This is a genomic window from Protofrankia sp. Cr2 (assembly GCF_963555885.1).
GTDB lineage: Bacteria > Actinomycetota > Actinomycetes > Frankiales > Frankiaceae > Protofrankia.
In genome coordinates this window covers 34,269-44,396 of the sequence record NZ_CAUVXG010000035.1, presented here as the reverse complement: position 1 = coordinate 44,396, position 10,128 = coordinate 34,269, and the positions used below count along the sequence as shown (strand labels likewise).

The window sequence follows — 10,128 nt, the reverse complement described above, 5'->3', positions numbered from 1 at the left end:
CGGCACCGTAGGCAGCAAACGGCACCGTAGCCAGCCCGGAAACATGTCGCGGTCAGCGCGCCGCCCGAGCCGTGACCGCCGGGGCGCAGCCTCGTCTAGGAGGCCGCTGACCAACGTCTGTCCGGCTCGCGTCCCCCCGCATCCCGCCTGGCTTCGTTGTCGTCGGCCCGGATAGAACACCACTATCCGGGCCTCCGCCGCCTCGCCAGCCGGGCGCGGACGGCCCGCTCGCGGATCGAACGCCGTTATTCAGCGGCCTCCTAGTAAACAATCGCTCGATCAATTAGTATTGGGGAGCGTACAGAAGTGCATAGAGGGGAGCTGTGATCCTGATTGCTGGCACCGTCGAGTTGCTGCATCCGCAGGACCGAGACGATCGTGTCCCACGAGTCGTGCTCATCCAGTGGGTTCTGTCCTGCTTCCGTATCGTCCACGCCGGCGCGGATGCGGCAGTCCGCAGCGCGCTCGGGACTCCCGCCGCCTTGATCGAGGACCTGTCGTGACGGAGCTCGCCGGCCTCCCCATCCGCGTCGGGCGCAGCTTCGACGCCGTGGTGGTCGACTTCGGCGGGGTGCTGGTCACCCCGGTGGTACACGCGATCGCCGCGGTGGCGGCCCGGCACGGCGTCGAGCCGGGCGTGCTCCGTGACGTCATCCTCGGGCCGAGCGAGGTGTCCTCCGGTCACCCGTGGCACCGGGCCGAGCGGGGCGAGATCGCCTGCGCCGACCTTCCTGCCATGCTCGCGCCGATCGCCGCCGCCGCCGGGATCGCCGTGGAGGGCGACGAGCTCGACCTCATCCTGGACGCGCGCGTCACCGCCGTTGACGCCGTCGTCGGCCGGATCGGGGCTCTGCGCGCCGCCGATTACCGGACGGCGCTGCTCATCAACAGCTTCAAGGAGTTGCGGGCGCGCCTGGAGGCGATGGTCGACTTCGGGCTCTTCGACGTTGTCGTGGACTCCTGCGAGGTCGGCCTGCGCAAGCCGGACGCCGCCATCTACGAGCTCGTCGCCGAGCGCCTCGGGGCGTCGCCCGACCGGATCCGCTACCTCGACCATCTAGCTCACAACCTTCGGCCAGCGGCCGCCGCCGGCTGGAGCGTGGTCCACGTCGCGGATGCCGACACCGCCGTCCGCCAGCTGGACCGGCTTCTGGAGTCTCCGCCGGCGCTGACCACCAAGGCCCTCGCGGAAGCCGAGCAGAAGGTGGCGGCGCTGTCGGGCCCGTACCAGCGCCTCCTCGACGAGGACACCCATGAGGTGCCCGCCGTCCTCCGCCTGCAGCACAACTCCTGCCTCGACACAGAGGACATCCCCGTCCGGCGCTACACCTCGCGGGCCTATCACGAACGTGAGAAAGAGCGGCTGTGGTCCAGGGTGTGGCAGTTCGCCTGCCGGGAGGAGCACCTCCCCGAGCCCGGCGACGTCGTCGTGTACGACATTGCCGGCCGCTCGTATCTGCTGGTCCGTCAGGCGGACGGCACCATCCGGGGCTACGTCAACGCGTGCCTGCACCGTGGTAGGCGACTCAGGGATTACGACGGCCACTGCGACGGCCTTTTGCGCTGCCCCTTCCACGGCTTCGCCTGGCGACTCGACGGGAACCTCGCCGACGTGCCGGCCGGCTGGGACTTCCCCCAGCTGCCGGACCGTGACCTCACCCTCCCGCAGGTCCGGGTGGATAGCTGGGCGGGATTCGTGTTCATCAACCCCGACCCCGGCGCCGGACCGCTGGCGGAGTTTCTCGGCGGGATCATCGCCCACTTCGCTGGCTGGGACCTGGGCTCGGCCTACGTCGAGGTGCACGTGGCCAAGGTCATCCAGGCCAACTGGAAGATCGCCCAGGAAGCCTTCTGCGAGGCCTACCACGTCGCGGGCACCCATCCGCAGATCCTCCCCTGGCAGGGCGACCTGCTCACACAGGTCGACGTCTGGGACAACTTCGCCCGGGCCATCACCCCCGGCGGTGTTACCAGCCCTCATCTGACCTGGGTCCCGAGCGAGGAGGAGATGCTGCGCTCGATGCTCGACGTCCGCGACGGGGAGGCCAGCCCGATCACCCTCCGGCCAGGTGAGCGCATGCGGGCGGTCGCCGCCGAGCTGGCCCGGACGCGGTGGCGCCCGCTCGCAGGTGACCAGGTCGACCGCATGTCGGACGCCGAGATGATGGACAGCATTGACTACACGGTGTTTCCCAACTTCCATCCCTGGGGGGCTTTCAACCGCATTGTCTACCGCTTCCGGCCCAACGGCGACGACCACCGCAGCTGCATCATGGAGGTGCTGCTGCTGTCACCCTTTCGCGGACAGCGTCCGCGTCCGTCGCCCGTGCGCTGGCTCGCCGCGGACGAGCCATGGAGCGCAGAGCCGAGGCTCTCGTCGCTCGGCAAGGTGTTCGACCAGGACACGTTCAACATGGCCAACGTCCAGCTCGGGCTGGAGACCACGCTTCGGTCTGGCGTGCTGTTGAGTGAATATCAGGAGTCCAAGGTCCGCTGGTTGCACCGCACGTTGACCGAGTGGATCGGGGAGTGAGGAGCAGGTGAGCGAAGGCATCCACCACCCGTTCACGGGTGCTCTCTATGAGCCCGACGGCGACCTGGTGCGGGTAACCACCAAGGACGGCCGGGTCGGCCACTTCAGCGTCGACGGCCGCTGGGTCGGCGGAGAACTCCGCGATGCGGACCCTCAGCTGTGCGTCTGGATCGGCGGACCCCGGTACACCAGCAACCGGGTGGAATCCCCGCCTGCGTCCTGACGCGGCCGGGCCGAGGTGGCGCGCTCACCCGGCCCGGCGAGGCGCCGCCCGGCGCGGATGGCGCACGAGGTCCCCGGCGAAGAGGGCCTCGAGCCCGTCGATGGCCCGCCGGTGGTACTGCGGATCCGCCATCTGCGCGGAGACGTCGGTCAGGCCCACGAAGATGGTGTGCATCACCGCCTCGATGACCTCGCGGCGTTCCGGGTCGATCTCGCCGAACTCGATTCCGGCGTCGACCATCGGCGCTACGAGGTTGGCGCCCTCTCCTGGGCTGTGCGGGATGGCCGACCGCAGTTCCTGATGGCGCATGCGGTCGACGCGCGCCGTACCGAGGAACCGCGCAATAGAAGGATCCTCGCGATTCATCTGGTACACGGCCTCCATAACGGCCCGGAACTTGCCGGCGAAGGTGCTCTCCTCGTGCATCGCGCTGTTGAGGCGCTCGTTGACCAGCGCCGCCAGCTCCCAGTACACGGTCAGGTACATGGCCAGTTTGGAGTCGAAGTAGTAGTAGAGCGCACCCGTGGTGATGCCCGCCCGCATGGCCACGTCCTTGTTGGTCGTCCTCCCGTAGCCGTTTATGGCGAACATCTCCGCGGCCGTCGTGATGATCCGCTGGCGGGTCTCAGCTGCGTTGGATGCCGGCGGCCGTCCCAGTCTCGGCGCCTTGGACCTTGGCAAACTCCAAGCCCTCTTCCTGTCGGTCGCCGAGCCCCGCTGACGACAGTCCGATTCTGCCGGACTTCGACCACGCCCAGCCGGGACGACGAACAGCGCGACCCGGACCCGCATCGTCCGGCTGACAAGCGGCGCGTTGGCGGCGGGACAGCCCCGGGACAGCCCCTGGCCCGGTAGTCGGCGCCCTCAGCCCCTCGCAATGTAACCAGTCAGTATGTTACCAGCATCGGCCGCCAGTCAAGGACAGACTTCCGAGCCGGGCCGGACGGGGCGCTTCGATCACGAGTTTAAATTGACTGGTTGATTACTTGTGTAGCCTGCGTCACACTGACGCCTGATTGCCGAGGACGGAGGCGCACATGGCAGCGCTCGGGTGCAGGGTCGCCTGGGAGACCGGCGCGATGCGAGACATCGCTCGTGCCTTGCCGCGCGAGGGCGGCCAGCGTCACCTGGAATGCCACGGCGTCCCTTTTCCCGGTAGCTGGGGAGACTGTCCGCGACTGACCGGCGACCTCGACGCACCGGTACCTCATTTTCGTTCTCGACAGTAGTCAGCACACTAGTAACTGACTGATCAATTATGTCCTAGCCAGCCAGCCAGCCAGCCGGCTGGCGCCGTGCTGTTACCTCAGATGGGAGTCTCCATCGTTATGCTGAAAAAGTCCATGTGGTCACGGGCAGCCACCGCTGGCACCCTGGTTCTCGCCGTCGCCACGTTCCTGGCGGCCTGCGGCGGTACCGACTCGGCTTCACCGGGCAGCGGCACGACCGCCAGCTCCGGCACCAGCACATCGAGTGCGGCAGCAACCGACTTAGCTGCGCTGTCCGCGGTCGTGGCCAAGTACAAGCAGGCACCCACCACCATCCCGATCTCCACGCCGCTCAAGCAGGCTCCGGCCAAGGGCAAGACCTTCGTGTTCCTGCAGTGCGACGTCGCGCAGTGCACGCAGTTGTCCAAGGCGTTCGCCGCCGCGACAACCGCGATCGGCTGGGACCTGAAGGTGATCCCGTACAAGTCGGCAAATCCGGCGACGCTCATCTCGGGTATGCAACAGGCGCTGCAGTACAACCCGGTCGCCGTGGGACTGACGGGCATCCCCGGGGTCGCGTGGCAGTCGGAGGTGCCTGCCTACGAGAAGGCCGGCGTGCCTATCGTGGTCGGCCATGTCGGGCCACTGGCGATCACCAGCACCATCATCGCCAACATCAACAACGATGAGAGCGTGCAGAACACCGCCGAGGCGCTGGCCGACTACTTCATCGTCAACTCTGACGGGAAGGGCAAGATCCTCCAGTTCCAGGTGCCGGACTTCCCGATCCTCGGCTCCTTCGACCAGGCATTCCGGGCCAAGGTGCAGGCGTCCTGTCCCGACTGCTCGGTCACGCAGCTCACGGGCACCATCAGTCAGGTGACGAGCGGCGGCTCGACGGCGGCTATCGTCTCAGCACTGCAGCGCCACCCGGAGGTCACCTGGCTGGTCACCGACAACGGGCCGTGGGTGGACGGCCTCCCCGCGGCGCTCGCGGCGGCGCACCTGACCGTCAAGATCATTGGCGCGGGGGCCGCCGTCACCAACGAGACCGACATCAAGGCAGGGACGGTGACGGCCTTCACGGGCGTAGCCCTCAACTACAGCGCGTGGGCCATGTTGGACGCCGTCCTGCGCCACCTGGAGGGCACGCCCATCCCTGCCAACGAGGGCTTGCTGCCTATCCAGTTGCTCGCGAAGGACACGAACTTCACCGTGTCCGAGTCCTACGACGAGCCCGCAGACTACGCAGCACAGATGGAGAAGCTTTGGCACGTGGGAGCCTGAGCCCGGCGCCGGACGAGGACGGGGCGACGGCGCCTCGCCCCGTCCTTCGGGTTCGCGGCCTCACCAAGTCCTTCGCGGGGACGGTCGCCCTGTCGGACTTCGATCTGGACATCGAGCCCGGTGAGGTGCACGCCCTCGTGGGCGAGAACGGCTCGGGCAAGTCGACGGTCATCAAGATTCTCGCCGGTTACCATCGCCCTGACCCCGGCGGCGAGGTCGAGATCGACGGGTTGGCACTGCCCTTCGGGTCCGCCCAGGCGGCTCACGAGATGGGCTGTCGCTTCGTGCACCAGGACCTCGGGCTCGTCCTGCAGCTGTCCGTGGTCGACAATCTGTACCTGAACAGCGGGTTCGCGTGCAGGTTCGGGACGATCAGGGAAGCGGACACGCGGCGGCAGGCGACGGCGTTGCTCCGCCGCGTCGGCGTCCAGGTCGACCCCCGCACACCGGTCGGCGCGCTGTCGCTCGCCCAGCGCACGGGCGTCGCCGTGGCCCGGGCGCTGGAGGGTGAGGACGACCACCAGGTCAAGCTGCTCGTTCTCGACGAGCCGACGGCGACGCTTCCGGAGAACGAGGTGCACCAGTTGCTCGACATGGTGCGCCGGGTCGCGGCGCACGGCGTAGCTGTGCTCTACGTCAGCCACCGGCTGGACGAGATCTTCCAGGTCGCCGACAACGTCACCGTCCTGCGCGACGGCCACCTGGTCACAACGGTGCCCGTGTCCTCGCTTGACAAGCGGCGGCTCATCACCCTGCTGGTGGGTGACGAGCTGGGTGAGCTGCCCACCCCCGAGCCGCGCGGCACCGACGGCGTCGTCCCCTCCCTCAGCGTGCGGGGCCTGCGGGGCCCAGGGGTGCGGGGCGTGACCTTCGACGCCGGGCCGGGCGAGATCATCGGCTTCGCCGGGATCACCGGGTCGGGACGCGAGAGCCTGCTGGGCACGGTCTTCGGCGCCCTGCCCCGCCTGGCCGGGATCGTCGAGGCGAGCGGCCGCCCGCTGCCGCCATACGACCCGCGGGCCGCTATCGCCGCCGGCCTGGCCTACCTGCCGCCCGACCGCAAGGTCAGCGGGGCGATGATGGACCTCTCAGCCCGGGAGAACGTGAGCATTTCCGGCCTGCGGCAGTTCTGGCGCGGCCTGTCGCTGCGGCGCGGGGCTGAGCGAGCCGAGGCCCGCCAGTGGTTCGAGCGGCTGAGCGTGCGTCCCGCGGGGGCAACGGAGCGACCGCTGGCCAACTTCAGCGGAGGCAACCAGCAGAAGGTGTTGTTCGCCAAGTGGCTGCGGCTCCACCCCAAGGTATTCATGCTTGACGAGCCGACCCAGGGCGTGGACGTAGGCGCCAAGGGCGAGCTGCACCGCCAGCTCCTGGCCGCAGCCGCCGGCGGGTCCGCCATCCTCGTCAGCTCCTCCGACCTTGAGGAACTGGTCGCCCTTTGTCACCGGGTGCTGGTGCTGCGTACCGGTCGGGTCGTCGCCGAGCTTCACCGGTCGTCCGTCACCACTGCCAACATCTCCCACGCGTGCCTCGGCGAGCAGGAGGTCGTCAGCTTATGAGCTCGCGAGTTACCGTGCCGAGGATCAACCTCGGCTTCAACAGCTTCAGCGGGCTGTACCTGCTAGCCCTGTTCGTCATCGTGTTCGGGATCTGGACGCCGCACCTGTTTCTGACGGCGGCTACAGTCGAGTCCGTCGCCTCGCAGCAGGCCGTCACGGCAATGCTCGCGATCGCCGTCCTCATCCCGCTCACGGCAGGTTCCTACGACCTCTCGGTCGGAGCCACGATCAACTTCTCCACCATCATCTGCGTGTGGCTGCAGACCGGCCAAGGGTGGGGCATGTGGCCGGCCATCGCCGTTGCCATTGCTGCCTGCGTGGTGATCGGCGTCATCAACGGCTTCGTCATCGTCCGCCTCCGGGTCAACTCCTTCATCGCCACGCTCGGCATGGGAAGCATCATCACCGCCGTGCAGGACATCGTGTCCGGGCAGAGCCAGCCCATTCCGCCGACGACGACGTCGTGGCTGAACCTCACCCGGCTCAGCGTGGCAGGGTTCCAGATCATCGTCCTGTACCTGCTCGTCCTGGCCCTGATCGTGTGGTGGGCGCTGGAGCACACTCCCGCCGGCCGGTACCTCTACGCCAGCGGCGGCAACCCGGAGGCGGCGCGCCTGGCCGGCGTGAACGTGGGGCGCTACACGTGGTACTCCATGATTGCCTCGGCCACGGTGTGCGGCATCGCCGGCGTGTTCTACGGGTCGCAGACAGGCCCGTCACTCACCTTCGGCGTCGGCCTGCTCCTGCCCGCCTTCGCCGCAGTCTTCCTCGGCTCGACCCAGATCAAGCCGGGCCGCTTCAACCTGTGGGGCACGATGCTGGCCATCTACGTGTTGGCGGTCGGCGTGAAGGGCCTGCAGCTCATCACCGGGGTGCAGTGGCTCGCCGAAATGTTCAACGGGGTAGCCCTGGTCGGCGCCGTCTCCTTCGCCATGTACCGCCAGCGGCTGGTCCAGAGCCGTGCCCTCGGGCGCAGCGACGATCCTCTGCCCGAGGTCGCAGAGCCCACCCCGATCCGCACCGAGGACGTCGCCGGACTTGTGCCGTCCCGGACTGGTGACGGATGATGATCATCCATTGGCTGGCCACTGACAGTAGTGGCCAGCGACCTCCCGGTCGCGAGGAAGGGGAGCAGCATGGATGCCGCGGACCGCATCGCGATCGCTGACGTCGTCGCCCGCTACTCCGATGCCGTCAACGCGAACGACGCCGCCGCCTGGGAGGAAACGTGGGCGGAGGAGTGCACGTGGCAGCTCGGTCCGGACCGTCTGCTGCGTGGCCGCGACGAGGTGGTGGCGTTCTGGCGGGCGGCCATGGCGAGCTTCGAATCGGTGCTGCAGATGGTGGGCCACGGCCGCGCCCGCGAGGAGGGCGACGGCGCTGTGGGTTCATGGACGGTGTTCGAGGTGGGCCGCCGTGACGGGGCCAACGGCTTGGTGATCGGCTGCTATCAGGACCGTTACACCCGGCAGGAGGGTGCCTGGCTGTTCGCCGAGCGCCGCTTCACCGCCACCTACCGGGGCGGGCTGCCAGCCGGGAGCTTCACCGCGCTCCCGTCGCTGCCGGGAAATTTCTGAGGAGGTGCGGATGGCTATTCGACGTCTCGAGCCGCTGGAGGTGGCCCCGATGGGGTTTGGCGCTTGGCTCCTGCCTGCTGGACAGGCCCGTGCCGTCGAGGCGGGCACATGAGCGGCGCAACGGCGCCGATCCCCGGCGAACGGGCGGACCCCGGGCGGGAGCGGGCCGAGATCCTGAGTCTGGCGATCCGCTTCGCCGACTTGTGGGCGGTCGATCCCCACCAGATGGCCGACGAGATCTACGCCCCGTCGATCCACATGGAGTCGATGGCGAGGACCACCGTGGTCGACGGCATCGACATGCTCCACCGGCTCGAGGAACGGCTCGCCACGATGGTCCCCGAACACCGCCACGAGCTCGTCCGCGTCCTCGTGGATCAGCCGGAGGCGTTCCTGGAGACAACCGTGGTAAGCCCGACGACCGGCGAGTACGCTCAGGCAGCCCTGTGGTGGCGGGTCGGCGAGCCGGCCGCCGGACAGGCAGTCCGTCAGGTCGTCGACGAGGTCGGGTGGTTCGACTGGGCCCACCGGCGCGCCGACTCGACGGCCAGCCGGGGAACCGTTCCACCCGACGACCGCCGATGGCGTGGCGGCACAGACTGGTATCACCGTCTGGTCAGTGAGGCGGCAGCCGCATTCAGCGCTGACCCCGCCGCGGCCGCCAGCCGCTATCTGTCCGCTGACCCGGTCGCCACTCACGTCGGTCATACCGAGATCAGCGGGCGCGGGCCAGTCCTGGACGCCGTCGAGCGGTTCTCCGCCGTCCTCTCCCGATGCCGGATCGAGGTGAGCCGGGTCATCGGGGACGGGGCTGTCGTCGCGGTGCTGTTCACTCTCGGCAATGCCACGACACAGACCAGGGGGACGCTGGTTGCCACGCTCGACGCCGACGGCGCCGCCCACAGCGTCCGTCTCTACCTGGACTGGGACTGTGTTGCTGCGGACGGCCAGGCGCTGGTCCCGCCGCGCAGCGATCCAGCGGCCGATCACTGAGCGCTCTAAGCGTCCAGGCGAGCCAGCCCGTACCCGCCGCGAATATGGGAGGACAACACGATGGAGCAGCTCAGCGGAGGAGTCGCTGTCGTAACCGGTGCGGCCAGCGGCATCGGCCGAGCCGTCGCTGCGGCGTTCGCGCGGGAGGGCATGCGTGTCGTGCTGGCAGACATCGAGGCCGCCGCCCTCGATGACGCTGTAACCGAACTGCGCGGTGACGGGCATGATGTCCTGGGCGTCGTCACCGATGTCTCATCCGCCGAGTCCGTCTCCGGCCTTCGCGACCAGGCTGTCGATCACTACGGCACTGTCGATGTCCTGCACAACAATGCAGGCGTCGTCGCCGCCGGACTGATCGAGGAGATCCCGCTCGCGACGTGGCGGTGGGTGGTCGACGTGGACCTCTGGAGTGTCATCTATGGCATCCGCGCCTTCGTGCCGCTCATGAAGCGCCAGGGGCGTGGACACGTGATCAACACCGCCTCGACCGCCGGACTCCAGGCCAACCCCGGCATCGGCCCGTACAACGTCGCCAAGTTCGGCGTAGTCGCGATCACCGAGACCCTGCGTGTCGAATGTGAGGGGACGGGTGTGAACGCGAGCGTGCTCTGCCCCGGCGCTGTCAACACCAATATCGTCCGCGCCGAGCGGAACCGGCCCGCGAACGTCCCCGAATCAACCGGGGCTGTCGCGGATCGGTTCGCGGCCAGCTCCACCCGCCTCCTTGGTGAGCAGGGCATTACCCCGACCG

Annotated in this window: 11 protein-coding genes; 9 read left to right on the top strand and 2 right to left on the bottom strand. The window is 68.4% G+C overall.

The window, feature by feature from the left end; all coding sequences use genetic code 11:
- Positions 1-323 precede the first annotated feature (323 nt).
- Genes U9978_RS16155 through U9978_RS16145 form a run of 3 tightly spaced genes read left to right on the top strand, consistent with a single transcriptional unit; the run spans position 324 to position 2,756 of the window.
- The gene (locus U9978_RS16155) at positions 324-503 is read left to right on the top strand and encodes a hypothetical protein (RefSeq protein WP_322761963.1); all 180 of its coding nucleotides are present in this window, start codon (positions 324-326) and stop codon (positions 501-503) included.
- Positions 500-2,533: an HAD-IA family hydrolase gene (locus tag U9978_RS16150; RefSeq protein WP_322761962.1), complete on the top strand. Its 2,034-nt coding sequence runs from the start codon at positions 500-502 to the stop codon at positions 2,531-2,533. Before U9978_RS16155 ends, U9978_RS16150 begins: the two co-directional genes overlap by 4 nt.
- Before the next feature lie 7 nt (positions 2,534-2,540).
- On the top strand, positions 2,541-2,756 hold the full coding sequence (locus tag U9978_RS16145; protein WP_322761961.1) for a hypothetical protein: 216 nt from the start codon (positions 2,541-2,543) through the stop codon (positions 2,754-2,756).
- Positions 2,757-2,780: 24 nt separating this feature from the next.
- Here U9978_RS16145 and U9978_RS16140 read toward each other — a convergent pair whose 3' ends face one another.
- Together U9978_RS16140 and U9978_RS16135 are read right to left on the bottom strand one after the other, a co-directional pair.
- Positions 2,781-3,437, bottom strand: coding sequence for a TetR/AcrR family transcriptional regulator (locus U9978_RS16140; protein ID WP_322761960.1), 657 nt, complete (start codon positions 3,435-3,437; stop codon positions 2,781-2,783).
- Between the two features lie 625 nt (positions 3,438-4,062).
- The gene (locus tag U9978_RS16135) at positions 4,063-4,275 is read right to left on the bottom strand and encodes a hypothetical protein (protein WP_322761959.1); all 213 of its coding nucleotides are present in this window, start codon (positions 4,273-4,275) and stop codon (positions 4,063-4,065) included.
- Between U9978_RS16135 and U9978_RS16130 the strand changes: the two genes are divergently transcribed.
- The 6 genes from U9978_RS16130 to U9978_RS16105 form a co-directional block, all read left to right on the top strand.
- Positions 4,268-5,251: a substrate-binding domain-containing protein gene (locus tag U9978_RS16130; protein ID WP_322761958.1), complete on the top strand. Its 984-nt coding sequence runs from the start codon at positions 4,268-4,270 to the stop codon at positions 5,249-5,251. The two genes, U9978_RS16135 and U9978_RS16130, sit on opposite strands and share 8 nt — an antisense overlap.
- Positions 5,233-6,807 carry a sugar ABC transporter ATP-binding protein gene (locus U9978_RS16125; RefSeq protein WP_322761957.1) on the top strand — a complete coding sequence of 525 codons (1,575 nt, stop codon included), beginning with the start codon at positions 5,233-5,235 and terminating at the stop codon, positions 6,805-6,807. Before U9978_RS16130 ends, U9978_RS16125 begins: the two co-directional genes overlap by 19 nt.
- Positions 6,804-7,874, top strand: a complete 1,071-nt coding sequence (locus tag U9978_RS16120) for an ABC transporter permease (RefSeq protein ID WP_322761956.1) — start codon at positions 6,804-6,806, stop codon at positions 7,872-7,874. Before U9978_RS16125 ends, U9978_RS16120 begins: the two co-directional genes overlap by 4 nt.
- Positions 7,875-7,943: 69 nt before the next feature.
- On the top strand, positions 7,944-8,384 hold the full coding sequence (locus U9978_RS16115) for a nuclear transport factor 2 family protein (protein WP_322761955.1): 441 nt from the start codon (positions 7,944-7,946) through the stop codon (positions 8,382-8,384).
- 108 nt (positions 8,385-8,492) lie between these two features.
- Positions 8,493-9,377 carry a nuclear transport factor 2 family protein gene (locus U9978_RS16110; protein ID WP_322761954.1) on the top strand — a complete coding sequence of 295 codons (885 nt, stop codon included), beginning with the start codon at positions 8,493-8,495 and terminating at the stop codon, positions 9,375-9,377.
- Between the two features lie 60 nt (positions 9,378-9,437).
- Positions 9,438-10,128, top strand: a 691-nt coding sequence (locus U9978_RS16105) for an SDR family NAD(P)-dependent oxidoreductase (RefSeq protein WP_322761953.1), incomplete at its 3' end; no start/stop codon positions are given.

Coding starts and splice junctions, on each gene's coding strand:
- U9978_RS16110 (WP_322761954.1), top strand. CDS start 8,493: ATGAGCGGCGCAACGGCGCCGATCCCCGGCGAACGGGCGGACCCCGGG.
- U9978_RS16120 (WP_322761956.1), top strand. CDS start 6,804: ATGAGCTCGCGAGTTACCGTGCCGAGGATCAACCTCGGCTTCAACAGC.
- U9978_RS16115 (WP_322761955.1), top strand. CDS start 7,944: ATGGATGCCGCGGACCGCATCGCGATCGCTGACGTCGTCGCCCGCTAC.